This window comes from Bradyrhizobium sp. SZCCT0148 (genome assembly GCF_018129985.1).
Lineage (GTDB): Bacteria > Pseudomonadota > Alphaproteobacteria > Rhizobiales > Xanthobacteraceae > Bradyrhizobium > Bradyrhizobium japonicum_H.
Map to the genome: position 1 here is coordinate 1 of NZ_JAFCKT010000020.1, position 26,305 is coordinate 26,305.

At 64.0% G+C, this 26,305-nt stretch carries 26 protein-coding genes; 12 read left to right on the forward strand and 14 right to left on the reverse strand.

Going from position 1 to position 26,305, the window contains the following annotated elements:
• Positions 1 to 439 precede the first annotated feature (439 nt).
• The 4 genes from JQ580_RS31095 to uraD all read left to right on the forward strand — a co-directional run bounded on the left by JQ580_RS31095 (position 440) and on the right by uraD (position 3,053).
• Positions 440 to 712 (forward strand): hypothetical protein, encoded by a 273-nt coding sequence (locus tag JQ580_RS31095; RefSeq protein WP_212284757.1) that lies wholly within the window; start codon positions 440 to 442, stop codon positions 710 to 712.
• A 102-nt stretch (positions 713 to 814) separates the two neighbouring features.
• A complete protein-coding gene (locus tag JQ580_RS31100; protein WP_036045261.1) occupies positions 815 to 1,228 on the forward strand; it encodes a DUF3830 family protein in 414 nt (137 codons plus the stop codon).
• Complete coding sequence (gene puuE, locus JQ580_RS31105; protein ID WP_212284759.1) at positions 1,229 to 2,158, forward strand: allantoinase PuuE; 930 nt, start codon at positions 1,229 to 1,231, stop codon at positions 2,156 to 2,158.
• Between the two features lie 7 nt (positions 2,159 to 2,165).
• Positions 2,166 to 3,053, forward strand: coding sequence for a 2-oxo-4-hydroxy-4-carboxy-5-ureidoimidazoline decarboxylase (gene uraD / locus JQ580_RS31110; RefSeq protein ID WP_212284761.1), 888 nt, complete (start codon positions 2,166 to 2,168; stop codon positions 3,051 to 3,053).
• Here uraD and JQ580_RS31115 read toward each other — a convergent pair.
• Complete coding sequence (locus JQ580_RS31115; RefSeq protein ID WP_212284763.1) at positions 3,050 to 5,776, reverse strand: molybdopterin-dependent oxidoreductase; 2,727 nt, start codon at positions 5,774 to 5,776, stop codon at positions 3,050 to 3,052. The genes uraD and JQ580_RS31115 overlap by 4 nt on opposite strands.
• The gene (locus tag JQ580_RS31120; RefSeq protein ID WP_212284765.1) at positions 5,773 to 6,600 is read right to left on the reverse strand and encodes an FAD binding domain-containing protein; all 828 of its coding nucleotides are present in this window, start codon (positions 6,598 to 6,600) and stop codon (positions 5,773 to 5,775) included. Before JQ580_RS31120 ends, JQ580_RS31115 begins: the two co-directional genes overlap by 4 nt.
• 138 nt (positions 6,601 to 6,738) lie before the next feature.
• On the opposite strand from JQ580_RS31120, the gene JQ580_RS31125 reads away from it, so the two are divergent.
• Positions 6,739 to 8,088, forward strand: a complete 1,350-nt coding sequence (locus tag JQ580_RS31125; protein WP_212284767.1) for an 8-oxoguanine deaminase — start codon at positions 6,739 to 6,741, stop codon at positions 8,086 to 8,088.
• A 94-nt stretch (positions 8,089 to 8,182) separates the two neighbouring features.
• Here the strand turns inward: JQ580_RS31125 and JQ580_RS31130 are convergent, their stop codons facing one another.
• The 4 genes from JQ580_RS31130 to JQ580_RS31145 all read right to left on the reverse strand — a co-directional run bounded on the left by JQ580_RS31130 (position 8,183) and on the right by JQ580_RS31145 (position 12,904).
• Entirely contained in the window at positions 8,183 to 9,259 is a 1,077-nt protein-coding gene (locus tag JQ580_RS31130) for a BMP family ABC transporter substrate-binding protein (protein ID WP_212284872.1), read from the reverse strand.
• 76 nt (positions 9,260 to 9,335) lie between these two features.
• Positions 9,336 to 10,253 carry an ABC transporter permease gene (locus JQ580_RS31135; protein ID WP_212284768.1) on the reverse strand — a complete coding sequence of 306 codons (918 nt, stop codon included), beginning with the start codon at positions 10,251 to 10,253 and terminating at the stop codon, positions 9,336 to 9,338.
• Complete coding sequence (locus JQ580_RS31140; RefSeq protein WP_212284770.1) at positions 10,240 to 11,331, reverse strand: ABC transporter permease; 1,092 nt, start codon at positions 11,329 to 11,331, stop codon at positions 10,240 to 10,242. The genes JQ580_RS31135 and JQ580_RS31140 overlap by 14 nt, the downstream gene beginning before the upstream one ends.
• A complete protein-coding gene (locus JQ580_RS31145) occupies positions 11,315 to 12,904 on the reverse strand; it encodes an ABC transporter ATP-binding protein (protein ID WP_409363238.1) in 1,590 nt (529 codons plus the stop codon). The genes JQ580_RS31140 and JQ580_RS31145 overlap by 17 nt, the downstream gene beginning before the upstream one ends.
• Positions 12,905 to 13,432: 528 nt before the next feature.
• Between JQ580_RS31145 and JQ580_RS31150 the strand changes: the two genes are divergently transcribed.
• A complete protein-coding gene (locus JQ580_RS31150) occupies positions 13,433 to 14,536 on the forward strand; it encodes a hypothetical protein (protein ID WP_212284774.1) in 1,104 nt (367 codons plus the stop codon).
• Positions 14,537 to 14,671: 135 nt separating this feature from the next.
• Here JQ580_RS31150 and JQ580_RS31155 read toward each other — a convergent pair whose 3' ends face one another.
• Positions 14,672 to 15,157 (reverse strand): nucleoside deaminase, encoded by a 486-nt coding sequence (locus JQ580_RS31155; RefSeq protein ID WP_212284776.1) that lies wholly within the window; start codon positions 15,155 to 15,157, stop codon positions 14,672 to 14,674.
• 340 nt (positions 15,158 to 15,497) lie between these two features.
• Between JQ580_RS31155 and JQ580_RS31160 the strand changes: the two genes are divergently transcribed.
• Positions 15,498 to 16,757 (forward strand): allantoate amidohydrolase, encoded by a 1,260-nt coding sequence (locus tag JQ580_RS31160; RefSeq protein WP_212284778.1) that lies wholly within the window; start codon positions 15,498 to 15,500, stop codon positions 16,755 to 16,757.
• 113 nt (positions 16,758 to 16,870) lie between these two features.
• A complete protein-coding gene (locus JQ580_RS31165) occupies positions 16,871 to 18,244 on the forward strand; it encodes a hypothetical protein (RefSeq protein WP_212284780.1) in 1,374 nt (457 codons plus the stop codon).
• 52 nt (positions 18,245 to 18,296) lie between these two features.
• Here the strand turns inward: JQ580_RS31165 and JQ580_RS31170 are convergent, their stop codons facing one another.
• On the reverse strand, positions 18,297 to 18,518 hold the full coding sequence (locus JQ580_RS31170) for a hypothetical protein (RefSeq protein ID WP_212284782.1): 222 nt from the start codon (positions 18,516 to 18,518) through the stop codon (positions 18,297 to 18,299).
• Between the two features lie 351 nt (positions 18,519 to 18,869).
• Between JQ580_RS31170 and JQ580_RS31175 the strand changes: the two genes are divergently transcribed.
• Positions 18,870 to 19,052, forward strand: a complete 183-nt coding sequence (locus JQ580_RS31175) for a hypothetical protein (protein WP_212284784.1) — start codon at positions 18,870 to 18,872, stop codon at positions 19,050 to 19,052.
• A 21-nt stretch (positions 19,053 to 19,073) separates the two neighbouring features.
• Here JQ580_RS31175 and JQ580_RS31180 read toward each other — a convergent pair whose 3' ends face one another.
• From JQ580_RS31180 to JQ580_RS31190, 3 genes are all read right to left on the reverse strand, one after another.
• A complete protein-coding gene (locus JQ580_RS31180; RefSeq protein ID WP_212284786.1) occupies positions 19,074 to 20,453 on the reverse strand; it encodes a vWA domain-containing protein in 1,380 nt (459 codons plus the stop codon).
• A gap of 5 nt (positions 20,454 to 20,458) precedes the next feature.
• Positions 20,459 to 21,406, reverse strand: a complete 948-nt coding sequence (locus JQ580_RS31185; protein ID WP_212284788.1) for an AAA family ATPase — start codon at positions 21,404 to 21,406, stop codon at positions 20,459 to 20,461.
• 162 nt (positions 21,407 to 21,568) lie between these two features.
• Positions 21,569 to 21,769 carry a hypothetical protein gene (locus JQ580_RS31190; protein WP_018319162.1) on the reverse strand — a complete coding sequence of 67 codons (201 nt, stop codon included), beginning with the start codon at positions 21,767 to 21,769 and terminating at the stop codon, positions 21,569 to 21,571.
• A 223-nt stretch (positions 21,770 to 21,992) separates the two neighbouring features.
• Here JQ580_RS31190 and JQ580_RS31195 point away from each other — a divergent pair, with 223 nt between their 5' ends.
• Positions 21,993 to 22,967, forward strand: coding sequence for a quinone oxidoreductase family protein (locus JQ580_RS31195; protein WP_212284790.1), 975 nt, complete (start codon positions 21,993 to 21,995; stop codon positions 22,965 to 22,967).
• Between the two features lie 133 nt (positions 22,968 to 23,100).
• Here JQ580_RS31195 and JQ580_RS31200 read toward each other — a convergent pair whose 3' ends face one another.
• The gene (locus tag JQ580_RS31200) at positions 23,101 to 23,376 is read right to left on the reverse strand and encodes a hypothetical protein (protein WP_212284792.1); all 276 of its coding nucleotides are present in this window, start codon (positions 23,374 to 23,376) and stop codon (positions 23,101 to 23,103) included.
• Between the two features lie 109 nt (positions 23,377 to 23,485).
• Positions 23,486 to 24,094 carry a S24 family peptidase gene (locus JQ580_RS31205; RefSeq protein ID WP_212284794.1) on the reverse strand — a complete coding sequence of 203 codons (609 nt, stop codon included), beginning with the start codon at positions 24,092 to 24,094 and terminating at the stop codon, positions 23,486 to 23,488.
• A gap of 162 nt (positions 24,095 to 24,256) precedes the next feature.
• Here JQ580_RS31205 and JQ580_RS31210 point away from each other — a divergent pair, with 162 nt between their 5' ends.
• Positions 24,257 to 24,787 carry a GcrA family cell cycle regulator gene (locus JQ580_RS31210; RefSeq protein ID WP_212284796.1) on the forward strand — a complete coding sequence of 177 codons (531 nt, stop codon included), beginning with the start codon at positions 24,257 to 24,259 and terminating at the stop codon, positions 24,785 to 24,787.
• Between the two features lie 41 nt (positions 24,788 to 24,828).
• A complete protein-coding gene (locus tag JQ580_RS31215) occupies positions 24,829 to 25,404 on the forward strand; it encodes a hypothetical protein (RefSeq protein ID WP_212284797.1) in 576 nt (191 codons plus the stop codon).
• Between the two features lie 45 nt (positions 25,405 to 25,449).
• Here the strand turns inward: JQ580_RS31215 and JQ580_RS31220 are convergent, their stop codons facing one another.
• Entirely contained in the window at positions 25,450 to 25,806 is a 357-nt protein-coding gene (locus tag JQ580_RS31220) for a hypothetical protein (RefSeq protein ID WP_212284799.1), read from the reverse strand.
• Positions 25,807 to 26,305: the final 499 nt, after the last annotated feature.

Below are 26,305 nucleotides of genomic sequence, written 5' to 3' on the forward strand. Positions count from 1 at the left end.
GTGTGCATTTTCGCGCAGCGGACCGCGGGTGCCAGCCGGCACCCGGCCTTCCCTGCGCCCTCTTGGATTGGAGGGTGGAGCGACGAAGCAAAGCTCGGGCGAATTGCGCCGCGAGAACGCAAAGGCTTGTCTGCTAGTTGATTGCGCTGAAAGTCTCGTAGGGTCTGCAAAGCGCAAGCGTGCGTCACGTCTGTGTTGTTTATGGATGGAGATCGCGGGCACGGCGCTGTGCCCCTTTGCCCACCCTACGGCACCGTCACTGGGATGTGCACGGGAGCATCCGGGAGAGCGGAGCGTGATGACGCCGCTGTCGTGCCCGAGCCTACGCTGCATGGCGTCCGGGACACGGCTAAATATTCGGCAATCATGCCCTCCGGCGCCGATGGACTTGCCCGCCGCAATCCGGTTCAATGGGCCGATCGAGCTTCTGGCGACAACGATGTCGAAATATCTGCTGGTCCTGGTGCTGCTGGCCTCGCCCGCGGCCGCGCAAGTCAAGCTGGCGCCGAAGGCTGCGGCCGGACATCCTGATCCCTGTGCCCCGATCGGCCGTACCGCGGACGGCAAGCTGGTCTACTCCATGAAATGCGAGAACCTGCCGGCGCCGCCCCCGCCGCCGCAGGCGGAATTGAAGGAAGCGCCGCCGGCCGCCGAGCCCGAACCGGAGACGCGGCGGAGCGGCATTTTCGGCTGGTCCTACGACCGCAGGTGATGCGCCCGCGCCCCTTGCGCGAAACTGTCGGGAATGCTCTTTGCTTGAAAATGATCCGTAAAATGATCCGTGGGGCCACCTGCCCCGATCCAGAGAGATGAGATGAGCAAACTCGTTATCCGTGCCGGCGACTTCACCTTCGATGCCCGCTTCGAGGAACAAGCGGCACCCAAGACCGTCGCCGCCTTCCGCAAGGCACTGCCGTTCGAAAGCCACATCATCCACGTGCGCTGGAGCGGCGAGGGCGTGTGGATGCCGCTCGGCGATCTCGATTTCGGCGTCGGCTACGAGAACCACACCAGCTATCCCGCGCCCGGCCAGATCATCCTCTATCCTGGCGGCATCAGCGAGACCGAGATCCTGCTGGCCTATGGCGGCGTCCACTTCGCGAGCAAGATGGGCCAGCTCGCCGGCAACCACTTCATCACGCTGACCTCGGGCCTCGAGAACCTGGCGACGCTGGGCAAGAGCGTGCTGTGGAAGGGTGCGCTGCCGATCCGCTTCGAGGAAGTCTGAGTGGCTGACACACGCTACCCGCGCGATCTCCGCGGTTACGGCCGCAACCCGCCGCACCCCGAGTGGCCCGGCAATGCGCGGATTGCGGTGCAGTTCGTGGTCAATTTCGAGGAGGGCGGCGAGAACAACATCCTGCACGGCGACCCCGCCTCGGAAGCGTTCCTGTCCGACGTGCTCGGCGCCCAGCCCTGGCCCGGCCAGCGCCATGCCAATATCGAGTCGATGTTCGAATATGGCTCGCGCGCCGGCTTCTGGCGACTGTGGCGGATGTTCACCGCGCGCAACTGGCCGACGACCGTGTTCGGTGTTGCCACTGCGCTGAAGCGCAATCCCGAAATCGTCGCCGCCATGAAGGAGGCGGGCTGGGACATCGCCAGCCACAGCCTGAAATGGATTGAGCACAAGGACATGACCGAGGCGCAGGAGCGCGCCGAGATCGCCGAGTCGATCCGCGTCCACACCGAGGCTACCGGATCGCGGCCGCTCGGCTGGTACACCGGGCGCTCCTCGATCAACACCAACCGTCTGCTGATGGAGGAGGGCGGATTCATCTACCTCTGCGACTCCTATGCCGACGATCTGCCCTATTGGATCACGGGTGCGAACGGCAAGCAGCTCGTCATTCCCTACACGCTCGATGCCAACGACATGCGCTTCATCAACCCGCAAGGCTTTGCCGAGGGCGAACAGTTCTTCACCTATCTGAAGGACGCCTTCGACGTGCTCTACGCCGAAGGCGAGACCGCGCCGAAGATGATGTCGGTCGGCCTGCACTGCCGCCTCGCCGGCCGGCCCGGCCGCGCCGCGGGGCTGATGCGCTTCCTGGATTACATCGGCAAGCACGAGCGCGTCTGGGTCCCGACGCGGCTGCAGATCGCGCAGCACTGGCACGACAGGCTCGCGCATCTCGACGCGTTCGAGATCGGATGAGGGCACAATGCCGCAGATTTCGCTCGCCGATCTCAACGCAGCAAGCAAGGCCGACTTCGTCGCCGCGCTCGCCAACGTCGTCGAATATTCGCCGTGGATCGCCGAGAAGCTAGCCGAGCAGCGGCCGTTCACCGGCATCAACCAGTTGCACGCGGCACTGATGGCGGCGATCCAGAGCGCCGAACCGGATGTGCAGCTGGCGCTGCTGCGTGCGCATCCAGATCTCGCCAACAAGACCCAGCGTGCGGCCGGTCTCACGGCGGAATCGACCGACGAGCAGAACAGCGCCGGCCTCGACCGCCTGTCGGACGCCGAATACGCCGCATTCGAGCGCGTCAACAATGCCTACCGCGACAAGTTCGGCTTCCCTTATATCGTCTGCATCCGCCGCCACACCAGGGATTCCGTGCTGCACGATTTCGAGTCCCGGTTGCGCAACATCGCCAAGACCGAGACGCGGCGTGCGATCGAGGAGATCGGCCGCATCTCCGCACTGCGGCTGGATCAGCTCGTCATGGCCGATGACAGGCTGAAGGTGCACGGCCGGCTCTCGACCCATGTGCTGGACAATCAGATTGGCAAGCCGGCGCCGGGGATTCCGATTGAGCTCGTTGAGCTCGCAAGCCTCGGCGAGAGCCGTGTAATCGCGCGCGCGGTCACCAACGCCGACGGTCGCACCGATCAGCCGTTGATCGGTGGTCGTCCGCTGCCAATCGGCCGCTACGAGCTCAAATTCAGCGTTGCCAAATACTACGCCGAGCGCAACGTGCAGCTCACGGACCCGCCATTCCTCGACGAGATCCCGCTGCGCTTCGCCGTCAGCGAGCCGGAGGGCCACTACCACGTGCCGCTCTTGGTCACGCCCTGGAGCTATTCGACCTATCGCGGCAGCTAGTCCCCGAACTTCGCGTGCAGCGCCGGAAACAGCCGGTCCGGCTTGAACGGCGGCGCGGTGAAGCGGACGCCGGTGGCATTCGCGATCGCGTTGCCGAGCGCGGCCGCAACCGGATTGTACGGACTCTCGCTCATCGACTTCGCTCCCAGCGGCCCGATCGTGTCGGACGTCTCGGCGAAAAACACGTCGGTGCGCGGGACGTCGGCGAAGGAGGGCAGGTGGTAGTCGCGGAAGCTCGGGTTGGTGACGCGCCCCTCGGCGTCGATCACCATCTCTTCGTAGAGCGCAGCGCCGAGCGCCTGTGCAACGCCGCCTTCGACCTGACCGCGGCACTGCATGGGATTGGCGATGACGCCGGCGTCGGCGGCGTGGACGCTCCGGAGTATCCTGAGCTCGCCGGTGGCCTTGTTCACGGCGACGCGAAAACCATGGACGTTGAAGCCGACCGAACGCGGCGTGCCCGCGGAGTTGCCGATGCCTGAGAATGGCTGCCCGCGCGCGCGAGAGAGTTGTACCAGCTCCGCAAACGGCATGCGCCGGACGCCGCTGACGACCGCGTTATCCTCCAGCACGCAACTCCCGACGTCGCACAGCCACGTGCCGGCGGCGGCCGCCTTCAGCTCGGCCGCGAGTTGCACGGATGCCGCATGCGTTGCCTTGCCAGCGACGAACGTGCCCGCGCTGCCATAGGCGCCGGTGTCGTGGCCGCCATGGGCGGTGTCGGACTGGCGCAGGCGGATCCTGTCGACCGTGGTCGCCAGCGTGGTCGCGGCGATCTGCCGGTGCACCGTGCTGGTGCCGTTGCCGAATTCGGCTGTGCCGACGGTGAGATCGAAACCGCCGTCGTCGTTGAGCGCGATCGTCGCGTCGGCGAAATGGCCTGCCGGCGGCACGGTGTCGATCATGGTCAGCGCGACACCGTCACCGATCAGCCAATCCTGCGACAGGTCCGGCTGCGGGCCGTCAGCCTGCATCGCGCGCTCGACGAGGTCGAGGCATTGGTCGAGCCCGTAGGAGCCGTAGAGCACGTCGTGAAATTCGGACGGCGGCGGCGACAGCATGGGATCGCCGTCCCTGACGATGTTGCGCCGGCGCATCTCGAAGGGGGTGATGCCGAGTTGCTTGGCCAGCTCGTCGATCGCGGCCTCGATCGCGATCAGCGTCTGCGGCAGGCCATAGCCGCGAAACGCGCCCGCCGGCACCGTGTTGGTGTAGACGGCGTAACCGTCGACCCGCTTGTTCGGGCAATTGTAGACGGCGATGGACTCGGACAGCGAATGGAACATCACCGGGCCGGCGTGATTGCCGTAGGCGCCGGTGTTGGAGAGCACGTCGAGCTGGAGCGCGGTGAGCTTGCCGTCGGCATCCGCTCCGGCCTTGATGTGGACCCGCATCGGGTGCCGCGTCGAGGTCGCGATGAATTGCTCCTCACGGGTGAGCTCCAGCTTCACCGGACGTCCCGTCTTGAGCGCAGCGAGCGCGAGGATGTCCTCGACGAACATCTCCTGCTTGCCGCCAAACCCACCGCCGACACGCTCGCAGAACACGCGGACCTTGTCGGGAGGAAGCTCGAAGATGTCTGCCAACGCGCGCCGGGTCAGGAATGGCACCTGGGTCGAGGTGCGGACATTGAGCACGCCCGCGTCATCGAGCCAGGCGAGGCCGCCATGGGTCTCCAGCGCCGCGTGCTGCACGCGATGACTGTGGAAGGTGCCCTCGTAGGTGACGGCAGACGTCGCGAGCGCGGTTGCGACATCGCCGTACTCGCCATGCGTTTCCGCGGCGAGGTTGCGCTGGGCATCGGCGATGCGGTTCGCGGAGGTGCGGTCGGGATGTAAGATGGGCGCACCCGGCGCCATCGCCTGCTCCGGATCGATCAGCGCGGGCAGGATCTCGTAACCCACCTTGATCCGCCGGCATGCCTCCTCGGCGGCGGCTTCGCTCTCGGCGACGATCGCGGCAACCCGCTGGCCGATGAAGCGGACGACCTCGTCGAGAACGCGGGTGTCCTCGGGGTCCATCCAGTCCATCTCGTGCCGCGCGGTCGAGATCAGCATCGAAGGTGCATCTTCATGCGTCAGCACCGCGTGCACGCCGGGTACGCGCAGGGCGTCCGACTTGTCGATCGCGACGATTCTGGCGTGCGCATGAGGCGAACGCACCAGCTTGACGTGAAGCAGGCCATCCATGGCGGTGTCGAAGGTATAGCGCGCAGTGCCGCGCACGATATCGGGGCCTGCGGGGGCCGGCAGGCTGCGGCCGAAGGCGGCGCCGGCCTCGACGCTGGCCTCGACATTGGTCTTGCCCAGCAACGCATCCTCGATCGCGCGATAGCCGGTGCAGCGGCAGATGTTGCCCTTCAACGCCGTCCCGAGATCGGTGCGCTGGGCCTGGTTCAGCGAGGCGCAGGTCAGGATCATACCTGCCGTGCAGAAGCCGCATTGAAAGCCCTGCGCGTCGAGGAAGGCCTGCTGCATCGGATGCGTGCCGTGGTCTCCTCCCAGACCTTCGATCGTGGTGATGGCGTGTCCCTCGGCCCGGAAGGCCGGGATCAGGCAGCTGTGCACCGGCTCGCCGTCGAGCAGCACGGTGCAGGCGCCGCAGTCGCCGGCGTCACAGCCCTTTTTCACGCCGAAATGGCCGAGCTCGCGCAGGAACGTGCGCAGGCACTGGCCGGCACGCGGGCCCCGCGCAAACGGCTGGCCGTTGACCTCGAAACTCATGACGGCATTGCCCCCAGGAGTTCGCGGCGAATCTCCTCGGCGAGCCGCAACGTCATGTGCTTGCGCCAGAGCGGTTGGCCGTGGATGTCGGAGTGGTACAGATCGTCCGTGATCTGCTGGACGATCGCATCGCGAAGTGCGCCCGCATCGGGCGGCTTGGCAAACGACAATTGGATCGGGCGCACCGTGGACGCCGTGACCGTCAGCGTCAGCGTGCCATCGGCATCGAGGCTGCCGATCAGAAGGGCCGCCGAGCGGCCGACCGGCGCCAGCGAGATCTGGCGAAACGCCGTGCGGCGTTTCAGCGCGGCAATCGGAATATCGATCTGCCGGAGCAGGTCGCCCGGCGTCAGGCGGTTGCGCTGGTTGCCGGTGACGAAGTCGACGACGGGAATCCTCTGTTCGCCGCCGCCCGCCCTCCAGATGGTGCAGACGCCGTCGAGCGCCGCGGTCAGCGAGATCATCGGTCCCGCCGGCAGCGACATGCAGAGATTGCCGCCGATAGTCGCGGTCTTCCAGATCTTGAACGATGCAAGAAAGGCGCGGCAGCATTGGTTGATCAGCGGCGCGGCAAGCCAATCGGACGGGCAGGCAAGTCCGTCGAGTTGCGCGATCGTGCAAGTGGCGGCGATGGAGAGTTGGCTTTGGCTGATCGTCAGCGCCGGCCATTTGAAATCGGTGAGATCGATCAGCCGTGCAAGGTGCGCCTGTGGTTCCGAGAACAGCCAAGTGCCGCCCGCGAGCCAGGCATCGCCTGCCGCCCAGGCCGGTAATTGCGCCCGTGTTTGCGGATGGGCCACGGTCGTGATGGTATTCAAATCCATGGCCGCGCCAAAGCTTCCGCCGGTGAATCGTGCCGATGAGTCTTGCAAGACCGGAGCCAAGTCGCAACAAACAAGTGGTCGCGCGAAGGTGACCGGGCCGGTGTTCGGCCGTCAGCGGGTGTGAGGAGAAGCGGGATCATGAGCGATGCAACGCCGATCTGGATCAGGGATCCCCTGGCCATCCTCGCCGATGGCGCCGCGCGCGGGATCGTGGTGAAGGACGGCCGGATCGTCGAGCTGGTGCCGGCCGGCGCCACGCCTGCGACCGCCGGCGTCGTGGTGTTCGATGCCAGCGAACACGTCGTGCTGCCGGGCCTGATCAACACCCATCATCATTTTTACCAGACGCTGACGCGCGCGCTGCCGGCGGCGATGGACCGCGAGCTGTTCCCTTGGCTCCAGGCGCTTTATCCGGTGTGGGCAAGGCTGACGCCCGAGGCGCTCGAGCTCGGCGTCACCGTGGCGATGTCCGAATTGCTGCTCTCGGGCTGCACCACCACGACGGATCATCACTACGTCTTCCCCGCGGGCCTCGAAGACGCCGTCGATATCGAGGTCGCCGTGGCGAAGCGGCTCGGTGTACGAGTCTTGCTCACGCGCGGCTCGATGAACCTGTCGCAACGCGACGGCGGCTTGCCACCTGACAGCGTGGTGCAGGACGAGGACACGATCCTTGCCGACAGCGCGCGCGTGGTCGCTAAGCATCACCAGCGCGGTTTGGATGCGATGGTGCAGATCGCGCTGGCGCCGTGCTCGCCCTTCTCGGTAACGACGTCGCTGATGCGCGCCACCGCCGATCTCGCCGCCAAGCTCGACGTGCGACTGCACACCCATCTCGCCGAGACCGAGGACGAGAACAATTTCTGCCAGCAGATGTATGGCTGCCGACCGCTCGACTATCTCGAACAGTGCGGCTGGCTCAACGCGCGAACCTGGCTCGCCCACGGCATATTCTTCAACGCCGACGAAATGAAGCGGCTCGGCAAGGCGAAGACGACCATCAGCCATTGCGCGTGCAGCAATCAGCTGCTGGCGTCCGGCTGCTGCCCGGTCTGCGAGTTGGAGGAGGCCGGTGTCGGCATCGGGCTTGGTGTCGATGGCTCGGCCTCGAACGACGGTTCGAACCTGATGCAGGAGGTCCGTGCCGCCTTCCTGCTGCAACGGGCGCGCTATGGCGTAGCGAGAGTCAGCCACAAGGATGCGCTGCGCTGGGCCACCAGGGGCTCGGCGGGTTGCGTCGGCCGTCCGGAACTCGGCGAGATCGCAGTCGGCAAGGCTGCGGACCTTGCGCTATTCAGGCTCGACGAGCTGCGCTTCTCCGGCCATGGGGATCCCTTGGCCGCGCTGGTGCTGTGCGGAGCGCATCGGGCCGACCGGGTGATGGTGGCGGGAAGATGGGCCGTGATCGATGGCGCCATCCCGGGCCTCGACGTGGCAGCCCTCATCCGCCGCCACAGTTCAGCGGCGCAGGCCATGCGGGTGGGATGAAAGAGGGGGCGACCACAAGTGCCGGGTGCTTCTGGCCACCCCCTCCGAACCTCCTCCGGGAGGAGCAGGTGATTTGGGTAAAGCAAGAAGCGTGCTACTTGCCCGGAAGCTTGTCGTCGATGCCCTTCACGTAGAAATTCATACCGAGAATCTGGCTGTCGTCGAGGTGATCGCCGCCTTTGCACTCGACCGGCTTGCCGTCCTGCCCAACAATCGGGCACTTGAACGGATGTAGCTTGCCCGCGATGATCGCGGCCTGGGCATCCTCAGCCATTTTTTTCACATCGTCAGGCATGTTGGTATAGGGCGCCATCGCGAACATGTGACTGTCGAGGCCGCCCCAGCTGTCCTGGGACTTCCAGGTGCCGGCGAGCTCGGCCTTGACCCGCTCGATGTAATAGGGGCCCCAGGTGTCGAGGATCGAGGTCAGCTGGGTCTTGGGCCCGAACTTGATCATCTCGGAATCCTGGCCGAAGGCGAGCTTGCCGCGTTCGCTGGCGATCTGCATCGCGGCTGGCGAATCCGTGTGCTGCATGATGACGTCGGCACCCTGGTCGATCAGCGCCTTGGCGGCATCGGCCTCCTTGCCGGGGTCGAACCAGGTGTTGGCCCAGATGATCTTGACCTTGATGTCAGGCTTGATGGTCTGCGCCGCCAGCATCGTCGCGTTGATGCCGGAGACGACCTCCGGAATCGGAAACGAGCCGATATAGCCGAGCACGCCGGACTTCGACATCTTGGCGGCGATGAGCCCCTGGATGTAGCGGCCCTGAAACCATTTCGCCGAATAGGTCGACATGTTCGGGGCGCGCTTGTAGCCGGTGGCGTGCTCGAAATGGACGTTCGGATATTTTTTCGCGACCTTCAGCGTCGGATCCATGTAGCCGAACGACGTCGTGAAGATCAGCTTGTTGCCGGCGCGGACGAGTTGCTCGATGGAGCGCTCGGCGTCGGGGCCTTCGGGCACGTTCTCCAGATAGGTGGTCTCGATCTGGTCGCCCAGTTCCTTCACCAGCGCCTGCCGCGCGAGATCGTGCTGATAGGTCCAGCCCAAATCTCCGATCGGACCCAGATAGATGAAGCCGACCTTGAGCTTGTCGGCGGCGGAGGCTGCACTGACGCTGCCGGCAAGCAGAAGTCCGGTGGCCAGCGCAAGAATTGATTTCCTCATCATCGATCTCCAAACATCAGGGGAAAGCCACGATACGCAATCTGCGCGCCCCATCGCGCCGTTGCGGAGATGCAACTCAGCGGTCCGGCACGAACACGGTGCCGAGCGCGGCCGGTGCGGTCGAGCCGCCGCTGCGCGCGCGGGAGAGCAGGACCAGCACGATGACCGTCGCGAGATAAGGCAGCGCCGACATAAATTGCGAGGGAATGCCGATGCCCCAGCCTTGCGCGTGCAACTGCAGGATGGTCACGGCCCCGAAGAGATAGGCGCCGATCACGAGTCGGCCCGGCCGCCACGACGAGAACACCACCAGCGCCAGTGCGATCCAGCCGCGCCCCGCGGTCATGCCGGGAATGAAGAACGGCGTGTAGGCGAGCGGCAGATAAGCGCCGGCAAGGCCCGCGCAGGCACCGCCGAACATCACGGCGAAGGTGCGGATGCGCAGCACGGGATAGCCGAGCGCGTGCGCGGAGACGTGATTGTCGCCGCAGGCGCGCAGGATCAATCCCGCCCGCGTGCGATACAGGAACCACCAGACGCCAATGACGAGGGCAATGGAGACGTAGACGAAGCCATCCTCTCCGAACAGCACGCGCCCGACCAGCGGGATGTCGGTAAGGCCGGGAATGGCGAGATGGACTGCCGGCGTGATGCGCTCGCCGACGAAGCCCGCGCCGATCAGTCCGGACAGTCCGACGCCGAGGATGGTCAGCGCGAGACCCGTCGCGACCTGGTTGACGGCGAGCCCGAGCGCCATCAGTGCGAAGATCAGCGACATCATCGTGCCCGCGACGATGCCGCACAGCGTGCCGACGAACACCGATCCGGTGAGCCAGGCGCCGGCGAAGCCGCAGGCCGCGCCGACGATCATCATGCCCTCGACGCCGAGATTGAGCACGCCGGAGCGCTCGGTCACGAGCTCGCCGGTCGCGGCGATCAGCAGCGGCGTCGATGCGGCCAGCACGGCGAGGATGATGGCTTCAATGAGTTCCACGGGCCACCTGACGATTCGGGAAACTCAGTTTGAAGCGGTAGAGGATCAGGGAATCACAGGCGAGCACATAGAACAGCAGAATGCCCTGAAAGACCTTGGTGACATCCAATGGGATCTTCATCGCGATCTGCGCCTGCTCGCCGCCGATAAAGGTCAGTGCAAGGAAAAGTCCTGCAATTAATATTCCAAGCGGGTTCAACCGGCCGAGGAAGGCGACGATGATCGCAGTGAAACCGTAGCCTGGAGAAATGCCGGGCTGGAGATGCCCGACCGGACCCGCGACCTCGATGATGCCGGCAAGCCCTGCGAGCGCGCCTGACACCGCGAAGGTCAGGATGGTCAGCTGGTTGGCATTGAAGCCGCCGAACCGTGCCGCGCGGGGCGCTGCGCCGACCACGCGGATCTCGAACCCCTTGATAGTGCGCCCGAGCAGGATTGCGGCTGCGGCGACGACAAGAAGCGCAATGATCGAGCCGAGATGAAGCCGGCCGCCCTCGATCAGCAACGGGACGGTCGCGACGGGATCGAACTCCGCCGTGGTCGGGAAGTTGAAGCCTTGGGGATCGCGCCAGGGTCCGCGCACGAGATAGTCGAGGAAGAGGTCGGCAACATAGACCAGCATCAGGCTGGTCAAGATCTCGCTGGCGCCGAACTTCACCTTGCAGATCGCGGGCATCAGCGCATAGAGCGCGCCTGCCGCGGCGGCGAGGACGAGCATGGCCGGCAGCACCCAGGCGCCGGCGTCGGTGCCTTGCGTCTTCACCGCGATCCAGCTTCCGGCAACCGCGCCGATCAGGAATTGGCCCTCGGCGCCGATGTTCCAGGCATTGGCGAGATAGCAGAGCGACAGCCCGATCGCGATCATCACCAGTGGCGTCGCCTTGACCGCGATCTCCTGAAGAGAATAGCCGTCGGTCAGGGGAGCGATGAAATAGGCATGCAGGGCGAGCAGCGGATTCTTGCCGAGGATCGCGAACAGGATGACCATGGTCACGATGGTGAGGCCGATTGCGATCAGCGGCGAGACCAGCGCGATCGCGCCAGAGCGTTCGGCGCGCTTCTCAAGCACCAACTGCATGCGAGGCCTCCTTCGGCTCGAGGCTGCTGCCGCCCATGAGCAGGCCGAGCTTTTCGCGGCTGGCCTCGCGGGTGGCGAGCGGTGCCGACAGCTTGCCGTGAAACATCACGGCGATGCGGTCGGCGATCTCGGTGAGCTCGTCGAGATCCTGGCTGGTCACGAGCACGGCGGCGCCTGCGGTTGCGAGATCGAGCAGCGCCTGGCGAATCACGGCGGCGGCGCCGGCATCGACGCCCCAGGTCGGCTGGCTCACCACCAGCACCGCAGGGTTGCGCAGGATTTCGCGTCCCACGATGAATTTTTGCAGATTGCCGCCCGAGAGGCTGGCAGCCTCGGGATCTCGCTTGGCCTTGCGGACGTCGAAGGTTTCGGTCGCACGGTCGACCGTCTTCAGCGTCGCCGCGGTGTCGATGAAGCCGTGATGGACCATGCCACTGGCGGCATGCCCGGTCAGCAACGCGTTCTCCGAAAGCTTCATGCGAGGCGCGGTACCATGGCCGAGCCGCTCTTCGGGAACAAAGGCTGCTCCCAGCTTGCGCCGCCGCGTGATCGAGAGATGGCCGGCGGCGATGCCTTCGATCACGATCGTGCCTGGATCCTTCGAGAGACGCTCGCCGGACAGCGCGGCGAACAATTCGTCCTGCCCATTGCCGGCGACGCCGGCGATGCCCAGGATCTCGCCGCCCTTCAGCTCGAACGAGATGTGCTCGAGCCGCACGCCATGCGCCTCGGCTGGCGCAAGCGAGAGATCGTTGACGACGAGCCGTGGCACGGTGGTCTTCCGGCCGGATGCCGCCTTCACTTCCTTGATGTCGCCGCCGACCATCATGCGTGCGAGCGAAGCGGCGGTCTCGCGCCGGGGATTGCAGGTCTCGACCTTCCTGCCGCCGCGCAGGATCGTGGCGGTGTCGCAGAGCCGTTTCACCTCCTCGAGCTTATGGCTGATGTAGAGGACAGCGCGACCTTCGGCCTTGAGTCGCTCCAGCACGATGAAAAGCTGATCGGCCTCCTGCGGCGTCAGGACGGCAGTGGGCTCGTCCAGGATCAGAAATTTCGGATCCTGCATCAGCGCGCGGACGATCTCGATGCGCTGGCGCTCGCCGACCGACAATTGCCAGACCTCGCGTCTGGGATCGAGCGGCAGGCCATAGGTCTTCGACACCTGCTCCAGCCGCGCCGACATGTCCTTGAATGATTCTTTTCCGTCGAGGCCGAGCGCGACGTTCTCGGCGACGGTGAGATTATCGAACAGCGAGAAGTGCTGGAACACCATGCCAATGCCAAGACTGCGTGCTTCGGAAGGACCGGACAGCACGACCGGCTGGCCCTGCCAGCGAATCTCGCCGGCGCTGGGCTGGATCAGCCCATAGATCGCCTTGACCAGCGTCGACTTGCCGGCACCATTCTCGCCAAGCAGCGCGTGGATCTCGCCCGGCCGGATATCGATGTCGATGGCATCGTTGGCGAGGAAATCGCCATAGCGTTTGGAGAGTCCGATCGTCCGCAGCAGCGGGGGCTCGCTGGAAGTCAGGCCGTCAGGTGTCGAATCCAACATTCGCTGATGCGCTTGCATGGTGAAATGACCCGATAGTGGGCCAGTTTGACCCGCGGCGTAAGGTGCGAAAATGCGTCATCCCTTGCTCAACGCTTCGGCAGGCACTGTGCCCGCGTTGGCTGGGACACAAGATCCTGCTCAGACGCCCTCGCGGGCGCGGCTCTCGCGGCGCCTGTTGCAGATTTGTGACGGTCTAAGCCAAATCGGACCATGCTGTGCAGACCTGACGTCGCAGTGAGCAAAGTTGCGCCATCGCGATTGTGCAACGCGTATCGACGCGACATTGGCTCCTGATTGGTCCGTACCCCAAACATCCGCCGGACATGAAAGAACAGCGAAATCAAACGGCAATGTCTGGCAACAGCCGGCCATGCCGGCGGCGTAACCGCTGCGAACTTGACGACGAGATATCACTGAGAAGCGCCGCTTCGTGCCAAAACAAGCAGCATGCCTTGAAAAAAGTTGAGGCTTCTCCCTCCGAGAGATCGGCGCAAGTGTCGCACCCAAGGGGCGTTCATTGACGGGTCCAACTTGGGGGTATTCAGGATGTCGTTTCGTTTCAAGTCGGTTGCAGCAGCGGCGCTGTCGCTTGCGACGCTCGCCACCGGTGGCTTGGCTCAGGCCGCGGATCTGCCGGTCAAGGCCGCCAAGAAGGCGGCGGACCTTCCGTTCTTCCTGGTGATCGATAACCGCGTCACCTTCTCGTACATCTTCGACGCCTCGCAGCCTGGTGCGTGGTCGACCCGGCCGGATGGGTCGATCGACAGCAAGACCACCAAGCAGGTCTACTCGTTCACGCATTTCGACGCCTGGGCATACGGCACGAATTTCTTCACCATCTCGATGTTCAAGTCCGATCACAACGACCCGGCCGGGCCCTGCACCAACGCGGGCACGATCTTTGGCGCGCCGGCAACCTGCGCCGGTGCGACGGAGATCTACGGGCTGTTCCGCTCGACATTCGGCTGGAATGAGCTGTTCGAGACCAAGGCCTTTACCGCGGGGCCGCTCCATAACATCTCGTTCGAGGTCGGCATGGACGCCAATACCGAGAACAGGTATTTCGGCGCCGCCAAGCGCGACGTCGTCGGCGGTCTGCAATTTGCGTTCGATCTGCCCTACAAGGGTTACATCAACGTCGCGCCGCTGGTGTACTGGGAGTTCGCCAATCACAACTCATTCAGCCAGTGCGGACTGTTCGGTCCCGGCGTTCCCGGCGTGACCTGCCTTGCGGATGGCAACACCTCGTTCAAGCCGACCTGGGCCGTCGAGGTCAACTACTACATGGATCTCGGCTTCCTGCCGGCAAACATGCAGTACTTCTCGATCAGCGGCCGCGCCGGCTGGTATGGCAAGAAGGGCACCGACACCGAACCGCTTCCGGCCAGCGTGGCTAACGGCGTTTATCCCACCAAGGTCGAGCTAAATTCCGAGCCGATCCGCTTGACGATGGATGCCTCGAAGGCGATTTGGGGCGAGAAGTACTCGCACTTCGTCGACGTCTGGGTCGCCTATCGCTACTGGCAGAACAAGTTCGGCCTCGATCACAACAACGCGGTTGGCTGCACCACCTTGGTCGGCGGCGCGAGGGTGAGCACGGGGTCGTGCACCGAATCCTCGCTCTACTCCGGCATCACCGTGAAGTTCTGATCGCCAGGCGCTGGGCAGTCTGTAGAGTGGCCCAAGCGAAGCGTGCCCACCACTTCTGCCTCCGGATCAGCCCGATGGTGGGGACGGCGCAAGGTCGCCTTCGCCCGCCCCACAGATCCGGGCTTGTGGTAACGCTTACGTCGTCCACACACCATCGTGCAGCGCTGCGGCTTCCTCCTCGAGCATCGGACCAATGACTTCGGTCGGTCGCTGGCCGCTGGCGAAGACCTCGCGGCACGGCAAGTCGAGGGTTGGATTCTCCGGATGGTTGCCGGTGACGCCGCGCAGGCGATGCTCACTGAGGCCATAGACGACGCGGCCGATGCCGGCCCAGTAGATCGCGCCGGCGCACATCGCGCAGGGCTCGGCCGAGGAATAGAGCGTCGCTGTCGCCAGCACCCCGCGGTCGAGTGTGCGGCAGGCCTGGGTGGCCGCCAGACGTTCGGCATGCGCGGTGCCGTCATGATCCGGCATGTAGCCGTTCTCGGCCTCGATAAGCACCTTACCGTCGGCATCGACGACAATGCAGCCGAACGGGTGGTTGCCATGGGTGAGGGAGCGCTGCGCAACCGCGAAGGACAAACGCAGAAACTGCTCGTCACGCTTCGTTGCGCCGTCCATCGACCCTCCGCGATCATTGCCCCGCCATGCGCCAGACGCACATGGCGAGATCGGCTTCGCTTGTTCGCCTTTCATACACGAATTCGCCGCGGAACATCGCTACCAGCCGGCCGTGATGATTGACCGCATGTTCCGGATAACTGACTAAAATATTGATTTTGCGGCCCCTTGGGGCCTGATAAGAACGGGCTAGTTGGTGCTGGCGCGCCCCTGTGCACGACTGGCACGGCATGGCCTGCCACGTAGGCGCATTCATGCTAGTCACGCGTCGATCGGTATGGGCGCCGGTGTCGCCAGGATGGCCTCTGCCGCGGCCCCAGGGAAGAGAGAACTCGTCGAGATGGGTGCCGTCAACGCCGTTCAAAATGCATCGCTCGGCAAAGAGATCGTGCGTCGGATCAACGATCTGGCTGCGTTCTCGGAAAGTGGCGACAACCTCACCCGCATCTATCTCACCAGGCAATTGCGCGAGGCGGCGGACCTCCTCCTGAGCTGGATGCGCGACGCCGGCATGAGCGCCCGCCTTGACGCGATTGGCAATGTCTGCGGCCGCTACGAAGGCGAGCGGCCGGGTGCGCCTTGCCTGATGCTCGGCTCGCACTACGACACCGTACGCGACGCCGGCAAATGGGACGGGCCGTTGGGCGTGATCACGGCCATTGCCTGCGTTGCCGATCTCAATCGCCGTGGCAAGCGCCTGCCGTTCGCGATCGAGATCGTCGGCTTCGCCGACGAGGAGGGCGTGCGCTTCGCTTCGACCTTGCTCGGCAGCCGTGCGGTGGCCGGCACCTTCGATGAGAGTGTCTTGAATGTGCGCGACCGCGACGGAGTGTCGATGCGCGATGCGCTCGTGCAGTTCGGCCTCGACGCCGATCATGTCGGAGCGGCCGCGCGGACACGGTGCGAGCTGCTTGCCTATCTCGAATTGCACATCGAGCAGGGGCCGGTGCTGGAAGCGCAGGACCTGCCTGTCGGGGTCGTCACTGCGATTGCCGGCGCCACGCGGCTTGCCGCGCGGCTGACCGGCATGGCCGGGCATGCCGGGACCGTGCCGATGGCGCTTCGGCGTGATGCGCTTGCGGGCGCGGCCGAATGCATCGGCGCGATCGAGCAGTTTTGTCGCACCGACGAAAGTGGGCTCGTCGGCACTGTCGGCTACATCCAGGCGAGGCCCGGCGCGACCAATGTCATCCCGGGCGAGGTGTCCTTCACCATTGACATGCGGGCGCCCACCGACATGCACCGCAAACGCGCGGTCGCCGATATCGTCCGCCAGATCGAGGCCATCGCCACGCGCCGCCACCTCGCCCTCCAGCTCGACGTCACCCACGAGAACCGCACCGCTCCGTGCGCGCCGTGGCTCAAGGAACAGATCGCGCAGGCGATCGGCGCGGAGGGCTTTTCCGTGTTCGAGCTTCCGAGCGGGGCAGGGCACGACGGCATGGCCATGATCGACATCGCCGATGTCGGCATGATCTTCGTCCGCTGCCGCGGCGGCATCAGCCACCACCCGGACGAGCATGTGGAGCTCGCAGATGCCGACGCCGGTGCGCGGGTGCTGCTGCGGGTGATCGAGAATTTCAGGCCACGGGAAGGCTAGACCCGGCTGGGTCGGATAAGCCCCACTCCCGGGAGCCGATACGTCATCTGGAGGAAATACGAATCAGCCATGCTTCGGATGGTGGCCGCACCATCGGAGTGACCTGGCTACATATGAATAGCGATATCTCGTTGCCCTCAGATCGCGGAAACCGATTTTACCAAGGCGTGGCCGCGACCTTCCTGGCCAACGCCCTCCAGGCGGTCAATTTTCTCGGTGATCGGTTCCTGAGACAATCGCGCGATTCGTTGTCGGCGATTGAGGACCTTTACCGGCACTCGATGGACAGCGCCTTTTCGGTGAACGAGGCCTTCCTCGTCACGGGCGCGCCGCATGCGTCGGCCTACTACCCCCGCGACTTCGCCTGGTTCTATCCTGACGTCCTCGACCCCGAGACCATCATGGATGCGCAGGACGCGGTGCGGCGGGCTCGGCTGCTCGACAAGAGTGTCCGTTTGTTGCTGGAGGCGGTTCGTGCCGATGTCGTCACGACGACCATCGTTCCGGCGGGGCGCGGCCGGTATCTCGGCGTGGATTATTTCTCGCGTCCTTCGGACACGCTGCTCGGTATTCTCGCCGGCCTGCAGCAGATGATCTCGGCCGACCAGAGGGCGCCGTCCTATCTGGCGATGGCCCAATGCGCGCATGCCGGCCGGCTGCTGCAGGCGGAATATGGCGATGACTTGAAGCGTGCGATCCTGCAGCTCGCAAGCGAGCTCGAGCCGTTCGACGATGGCGGCACCAGGTATCTGTTGTGTGATGCCCGCGGCCCTCGCTCGGCCGCAACCGATACCCGTGCGGAACGCAGGCGCTTTGTCACCAATGCCTGCGTCTACACGACCTTCCTGTGGAGCGTGCAACTCGGAATCCTCGACGAGAACGAGCTGAAGCGGCGGCTCGGACGCGATCTCGCGCAGTACAAGGAGGACCTGCTCCGTCTGTTCGGCAAAGACGGCTACATCAGGCATTCCCTGGATGGTCCGAAGCGGCCGCCGGTGTCCGCGGTCGCGCTGGATTTCGTCGGCGTGCATCGCGGTTTCTGGGATATGAACGATGCCAGCGAGCGGGCGTTGTTCGCGGCCACGGCGGATCTGATCATCGCCGAGCCGCGCTTCCGCATACCCTCCACGTTCCACTTTCTGGTGTCCGTGGATAATCCCAGGAACAAATTGATCCACAAGATTGCGGCTCCCGCCTATCAGGGACGTTCATCCTGGCCGACGTTCAATGTCGAGTTTGCGGACCGTATGCTCGACTACGACGATGCCTCCAGCCGCGCCAACTACCGGGCCTGTGCGCAAGGAATATTGAAGGACATTCGCACCGCGACCGAACTCCACGGCGGATATCAGGAGCTGATCTCGGAGCAGGGGCTGAAGTACCGCACCTGGGCTTACAAGGGCGCCGTGGCTCATTCCTGGTTTCCCCGCTTCCTGTCGGTCTGGAAGAGGGCGTATGGAACGCCGCTCCTCAAATGGAACGACTGACGTCCGCGGATACGCCCGCGCGGGATCGTGCAGGCGATCAGGCCGTACCCGTCTAGGCCGCTAGATCCAGCAGTCGGCACGATCCGCGCACGAGCGCCTTGCGCCCCGTGGGCGTCATCACGGGTACGCCGTCATTGACAACAACGAGGCCGAACTTGACGAGACCCTCGATGAGATAGGTCCTCGAGAGGCGACCGCCCGACACCGGATGGCGAAGCGAGCGCAGAGCTTCCCATTGGTCCGGCGAGAGATCGAAGTCGATGTCGTTGCTCATGTTGCCTCAAGCGATCGTGCCATTCGAGCGCATCTGTTAGCGGGGCTGCGTGAAGACCATGCGACGACAATGAGTCGGGAATTCGGTGTGCTGTTTAGAACGTCTCTTCACGAATTACCGCACTTCATTGCGACACAAGAGTAAAGATCGCTGGATTGCAAATATCGTCCCGCGTTTCGATCACATATTGATGATGTCGGCTTGATGTTGCGCAGCAAGTTGTTGCGATGCACGGGCAGCGCTGCTGTCCCATTCTGCGTCGCAATATGCACAGGAATCATGAGGTGAAAGGTTGAGGACTCTGTTACTGTGTTTCCCGAGGAATGACTTCACGCTGCAGGAGTGGAGTGCATGAACAGGCTGGTCGAAATTCGCAGTCAGGAATCGCTATGCCGTGAGCGTGCGGCGCGCGATTTCAATCGCCGGATTTTCTGGCTCGCGCAAGCCGAGGAATGGGAGCAGCGCGCGCTCGACGAAATTGCCTATCATTTTCGGGAGTGCAATGTTGGCCAAGTGGAGCTTGCGCGGAACTGACGCTGCCCGCGCTGAGCAGGCCTATTGATAGGTCGCCACGATGTCGGACACCGCGCGCTCGAGCTGTTGCGCGGTGGCGCATTGGCGCACGACCGTACAGAAGGTCGCGTAGCGCGGCATCTCGGAATCACCAAAGCCCCAGGCAAGCCGTCCTTCGGGATTGAGCCAGACCAGTCGCTTCGAGCGTTCGGAGATACGGCGCAGGATGTCGGCGCGCGGGTCGAGGTTGTTGCTGCGGGCGTCGCCAAGCACGATCACCGTGGTCCGCGGCGTCAGCGCGCTCATGAAGTCTTTCTCGAAGTCGACCAGCGAAGAGCCGTAGTCGGACGAACCGAAGCCGACCTTGGACATGATCTCGGCCATCGCCTCTTCGGGCGATTTCTTTTCCAAAATATCGCTCACCTCGATCATGTGCGAGGAAAAGGCGAAGGAGCGGACGTCGTCGACCACCTCGTGCAGCGAGTGGATCAGCAGCAGAAAGAAATCGGAGACTTGTGCGACCGAGCCGGAGACGTCGCAGAGCGCCACGATCTTCGGGCGGTCGCGATGCTTGCGCTTCCATGCGGTGAGGAACGGAATGCCGCCCCAGGCGGCATTGCGCCGGAGCGTGCGACGGACATCGAGATGACCACGACGCTGGCGCTTGCGCGGCTTCGAATAGCGCTCGCGCAGGCGGCGCGCGATCTGGCGGATCAGGGCGCGCATTTCTGCGACCTGGCGCCGCTCGATGCGCGCGAGCGGTGCGTTGCGCAGGATCTCGTTGCGGAGATTTTCGGCCTCCTCGCGGGCGTAGAGCGCAAGCCCCTGCGAGACGGTGTCGCGCACGGCCTCGCGCAAGGCGTCGAGCGCGGTGCGCAGACGTTCCGCCAGTGCCGGGTTGGTCGCGGTCAGCGCATCGAGATCGTCGCGCAGGCGTTGGAGACCCATGGCATCGAGGATGCGGCTGGAAAAGATGCCGCGCTGGGTGGAATAGCGGATGTCCGACAGGGAGGCCGCACCGGAGGCGCTGGCAATGGCGGCAGCGACCGCGTTGCGATCCTGCGACAGCAGCATTTGCGCGAGCGAACCCAGGCCCTCGGGAGGCTGGCTGTCGCCCGCTTCGCTAGCTGCGCCGGAGGAGGGCGACTGATCCGGATCCTGCGAAGCGTCGTCCTCGCTGTTGGCTTCGGCCTGATCCTGCCGCGGCTCCGGCTGGCTGAAGAACAGGTCAAAGCAGTCGCCGAGCGCGAGCTTCTCGTCCTGCGATTTCGCAAGCGTCAGGAGCAGGGCGTCGCGCAGGACGGCGCGGTCGGAAAGGCCGACCTGCGCGACCGCGCGCATCGCATCGATGCTTTCGGCCGGCGAAACGTGAACGCCGGCGCCGCGAGCCGCCCGAAAGAAACGATGGAGGTTCTCGCGCATCGGCGTCAACCGAAGACGTTCGACCGGGCTGCCTTGGCGATGAAGGTCGTCACCTGCGGCGATGCGGCCTCGATGTCGGCTTCGTATTTCAGAAGCACGTTGAGCGTGTCCTTGACTATCTCGGTGTCGAGCTCCGTGGCCTGGAGCAGCACCAAAACGCGTGCCCAATCGATGGTCTCGCTGACCGAGGGCAGCTTTTTCAGATCCAGCGAGCGGATCTCGTGGATAAAGCCGACCATCTGCCGGCGCAGGGCCTGCGAGATGCCGGGCACCCGGCTCTCGACGATGCGCTCTTCGAGCCGCTGCTCGGGGAAGCCGATATGCAGATGCAGGCAGCGTCGCTTCAGGGCATCGCCGAGATCGCGCTCGCTGTTGGAGGTGAGGATTACCGTCGGCGGCGTGATTGCGGAGACGGTGCCGAGTTCGGGGATCGTGACCTGGAAATCGGACAGGATCTCCAGCAGCAGCGATTCGAATTCGGCGTCCGACTTGTCGATCTCGTCGATCAGCAGCACGCAACCGCCCGGCTGCTCCAGCGCCTGCAGCAGGGGGCGCGGCTCGACGAATTCCTTGGAGAAGAACACGTCGCCGAAATCGTGGAGCTGGGCGAGCGCGGCATGCAGCGTCTGCGCGCCGCCCAGGACTTCGCCGAGCTTGTCCTTGAGGATCTGCGTATAGAGAAGCTGCTTGGCGTATTTCCACTCATAGAGCGCCTTGGCCTCATCGAGGCCTTCGTAGCATTGCAGGCGGATCATCTTCATCCCGCGCCAGGCGGCGATCGCCTTGGCAAGCTCGGTCTTGCCGACGCCCGCTGGGCCCTCGACCAGGATCGGCTTCTCGATCTGCTGCGAGAGATAAACGGCGGTCGCGATCTGCCGGCTCGCGATATAGCCCTGCGCGGCAAGCCCGCTCTGCACTGCCTCGATCGAGGTCGAGGCCTTCTGATCAGCCACGAAAGGGCGCTCCCAAAGGTCTTGTTTGAGGTTGTTCTGCCTGCGTTCCCGGCAAAGAACAAGCCTCGTTTGGGAGGCATCAGACCCGCGCGGGCAGCGCTTTTTCCGTTCGACGCAAATACGTCTCTGCGCTGATATTTCCGCGGCCCGCCGTTCGCAGGATCAGTGCCGCAGCAGCTCCGGCTTGCGGATCGTCTGCCTGACCTCGGCGCCGCAATCGGCGCATTCATAGACGAAGTCGATCTTGGCGAGGCTCCAATGCGGTTCGACCTCGCGCACATACATCGGCAGGAACCCCATGCATGTCGGGCAGTTCACAGGGGCGATCTCGATATCCTGATGATGCTGTACATAAGCTGGCATCTCGGTTCTCCTTTGCAGGCGACAACCAAACCCCGCGCAGAAGCTACTGCCGCTCGCTCCAGGCGCGTCATCAACTCTTTCGAACGGAGATGGAACGGAAGACGTTTGTCGCGCGCTGTGACATTCTTGTTACGTGTCTGTACTGTGACGGGCGGACCAAATGCCTATTCTGCGGCCAATCCGGTTTTTCGGATCCTCAACCAACGATAAGGGAGCAATGCCCATGACGCATGCCATTCGTTTTCACAAGACCGGTGGTCCGGAAGTCCTGGTCTGGGAGGAGGTCAGCGTCGGCAAGCCCGGACCGGGCGAGGCACGCATCCGCCACACCGCCGTCGGGCTCAACTTCGTCGACATCTACAACCGCTCCGGCCTGTATCCGGCCCAACTGCCGAGCGGGCTCGGCAGCGAGGCGGCCGGGATCGTCGAGGAAGTTGGGCCTGATGTCACCGATCTGAAGCCGGGCGATCGTGTCGCTTATGGCGCCTCGCCGCTCGGCGCCTATTCCGAGGCACGGCTGATCCCAGCTGACCGCCTGCTCAAGCTGCCTGACGGTGTCGACGACAAGACCGCTGCGGCGATGATGCTGAAGGGTCTCACCACGCAATATCTGATCCGGCAGACCTATCGGGTGAAGGCCGGCGATACCATCCTGCTGCATGCCGCGGCGGGCGGCGTCGGCCTGATCCTGAGCCAGTGGGCCAAGCACCTCGGCGCGACCGTGATCGGCACCGTCAGTAACGACGAGAAGGCCAAACTTGCCAAGGCGCACGGCTGCGACCATGTCGTCATCTACACCCGCGAGGATTTCGCGAAGCGGGTGGACGAGATCACCGGCGGCAAGAAGGTCCCCGTGGTCTATGATTCCGTCGGCAAAGACACCTTCCTGAAATCGCTGGATTGCCTCGCTCCGCTCGGCGTTGCCGCGTTGTTCGGCCAATCCTCCGGCGCGGTCGAGCCGCTCAATCTCGGCCTGCTTGCGCAGAAGGGCTCGCTCTACGTCACCCGGCCAACGCTGTTCACCTACGCCGCCAAGCGCGAAAACCTGGTCGCGATGGCGAACGAGCTGTTCGACGTCGTCAAGTCCGGCGCGGTCAAGATCGAGGTGCACCAAACCTATCCGTTGAAGGACGCTGCCAAGGCGCATGCCGATCTCGCCGCACGCAAGACGACGGGATCGACTGTCCTTCTGGTGTGATGTCCGTGCGAGGGTGAGGCAGGCTCGCCAGAGGTTTTTCGACCGAAGTGGCTACCGGATTGCGTAAAGCAAACGCGTCAAAAAAATCCGGAGTTCCGTTTCGATTCCATCGGAGCGGAACTCCGGGCTTGCGTCACGTCCGTTCGTGTTTGCACAGATCGCGGGCGTGATCGAGGTGGATTGCCTGCAGGTCGATATCCTCGGGCGGGATCTGGGGCAGGGCGGCCTCGGTCAGGATGGCCTCGGTGACGTCTTCGACCGAACTTCCGGCGATCTCGTGGATAAACGAGACATTGCGGTATTCGCCCGAGGCGATGCGGGAGATGACCTCGCGCCTCGTGATTTCAGGGTCGACGACCGCCTCGCGGCCCCGCCGTCCATAGTCGATCATCACGACGAAATACTGCATCAAACGACTCTGCCGCGCTCCCGTGGCGGGACGCGGCAGATTATTTACGAAAAACAGAAGAAAGTCAAGCGTCGGTTCGAAAAAGGCGAAGTTTTGGCCTTGCGAAGCGTTACTTGCCCTTCTTGCGCGGGCGCGCCGATTTGGCGCGCAGCCGCTCGAGCTGGCCCTTTGGCATGGACAGGCAGATCTCACCCACCCACTCGAGCTTCACGCCGACGATCGGCTTGGCATTGAAGCTGGTGAGATTGACGACGGAGGGGCTTTTTCCCCGCTCGATCGTCTTCAAATAGCGTTCGCCGGTCTTGAGCCGGACCACGGCCTCTTCGCCGTAGAAGGAGGACAGTGGATGGCGCTGGTCCTTGTAGACTACGATCACGTCGCCGCTCTCGTATTTGGGCAGCATCGAATCACCGACGATCTCGAAGGCGACGGTCTCTTCCATGATCGGGAAAGGCAGCGTGATGTCGCCGAGACCTTCCGGGGGGACCTGCTCGTAATCCGGCTCGATCATGGCGCCGGCGCCGACACGGCCCATGATCGGCGCGAGATTGAGCTCGAGATATTCCATGATCGGAACGATTTCCGAGGCCTTTACCAGACGTTCGCCGCCCAGGATCTCCGAGACCGCGCCGGGCCGCACGCCCATGGCCGCCGCGAGGCCGCCCTTGCTCTTGCCCGTCTTCTCCAGGCCCCGCTCGATCATTGCAACGTCCAACATGGTGATTCCCTCGATTACCCAACGCCCGCTCTTGTAATCCGAAATTCGGAATTATTGCAATTATGAATATCAGAATTGTCGCTTGACTTTGGATTCGGAATACCGGAATGTCTGTTTCGCCCGCGGTCGTGCGATCGCAGGGGCGCATCACAGGACAGCAGCATGGAACCGGGCCATTGGCCGTCGGAGCACTCCGACGCGCTTCGCGACTATTTTCTCAAAGGCATGTCTTACGCGGAGGTCGCAAGGCAGATTAACGCAAGGTTTGGAACGGCTTACACGCGCAATGCGGTGATCGGGCGCGCCAAGCGGCTCGGCCTCGTCATTCCGCAATGGATCGCGAGCCCATCGGTCGCGCCATATTTGCCGGGTGAGGCGCCGGTTTCGCCGCGCCGCGCGGTGCTACCGAACCTGAACTTGCCGCCGAAGTCCGCAATGAAACCCGCGGCGCCGCTGAAGCTGCGCTGCGTCGGCGTTCAGCCGCGCTTGATCCAACTGGTCGAACTCGAGCCGGCCGACTGCCGCTATCCCTATGGCGGCGCCAAGGAGGGGGAAGACATCACCTTCTGCGGCCATCCACGCCAGCCGGGCTCCAGCTATTGCGCGCCGCATGCGGGCCTGACGCGTCGCTCCGGGGCGACGTCCGCCCGTGTCCCAGGTCCCGTCGTGCTGAAGCTGGTCGTCGCGGCCTGAACTCTCAGCCTTCCACGGTCAATTTCGAAAGGAGTATCCAAGTGGCTCGTGTCAGACGCAATAAGTCCTACAAATTGGCGCAAATCTACGACCGGCGGTCCCGCGACGTGCCGTTCAATGCCGAAGTGGCGGAGGTCGAGATCGACAATCCGCTGGCGCTTGATGCTGGCGAGAAGATCGTGGCGATCCGGTCGATCCGTGGCGATCCGCTGGGACGGCTGCACGCACACCACCAGATCGATGAGGCGCAATACCTCGGCGGGCGCGCCTTCCAGAACGATTGGGAGAGAGCGGAGCGTGGCCCCCAGGCGATGGACCCGACCCACGAATATGTCGATGGCGCGCGCACGCGCGAGCCGGTCACCGAGAGCCAGCGCCAGGCGGTGCTGCGACTGAACCGGATCGAGCGCGAACTCGGGACCGATGGCGCGGCGCTGGTGCACGACGTGCTGGTGCTGGGCCTGACCATGGATCAGATCGGACAGCGTCGTGCCGTCCGTACGCAGCGCTGGAACGACTATTTCGCGCGACGCTTTCGCGAGTGCCTGGACCGGCTGGCGCTGATCTACGGTCTTGCGACGGAAACAGGCACACGGCACGCAGGGCGGCGCAGATGACACGGCACGCCTGCGGCCTTGGCCGCGGGCGTGCCAGTCTGCCGCTCACGGATGCGGCACAATCTGGTAAGGCGTCGTATAGGGCTCGACGCGGAGCGAGGCGTTGGCCAAAAGCCCGATCTTGGCGGTCGGCGCCTGCTGCAACTCACCGTTCGGGCCGCGATGCACGTTATATTGCCAGACCGTGAGATCACCCTTCTGCGCCAGCGCGTGCGCAACCGCGCTCGCATCATTGCCGCCGAGCGCCTGAAGCTCCTCCGCCGACAATCCGACGACGATTTCGTCCTTGATGGTGACGATCTTGAACAGGTTCATCTTGGTTTCCTGGGCCCATGCGCCTTGTATCGAGAGGGTAAAAAGCGCGACCGCGGCGCCCTTGATGAGATCGCAGCGAGAAAGCATGCCGTCGTCCTTTGGTGCTGAGGCGCGCCCGAATCGAAGAGTTTTCAGCCATGGCGCCCGTTTGTCTGCGTGGCCGTGTCACATGGCCTTGGTCGTTCCGTCACGAACAACGGTTCACGGGCGGAGACATGTCGGGACCGCATGAATTCCCGGGGCGACAGCCGCGCCGGGGGCGGGACGCTTTAAATCGGCTGCCGGATCGGTCTCATTTCGTGCTGTACAACCGCTGAGGCGAGACTCAACAATGGCGTGTAGACGCTGGAGAAGCGCCAAACTCGTCGCCAATGTCCGTTCATGTTGGAAACAATCAGAAACGTTTGCCCAGATTGACGCGATCCGAGCCGAGTGTGTGATTGATGCCGCTTCTTGACGCAGGTGGGTGACGGCGGTTGATATACCTGTTATCCGGAATTGCCGTGGTGTGATGCAGACGAAGCATCGCTACAGTCATTGTCGCGCTTGCCGGAGGGGTTGTTACTTGTCATAATTGCAACCCTCT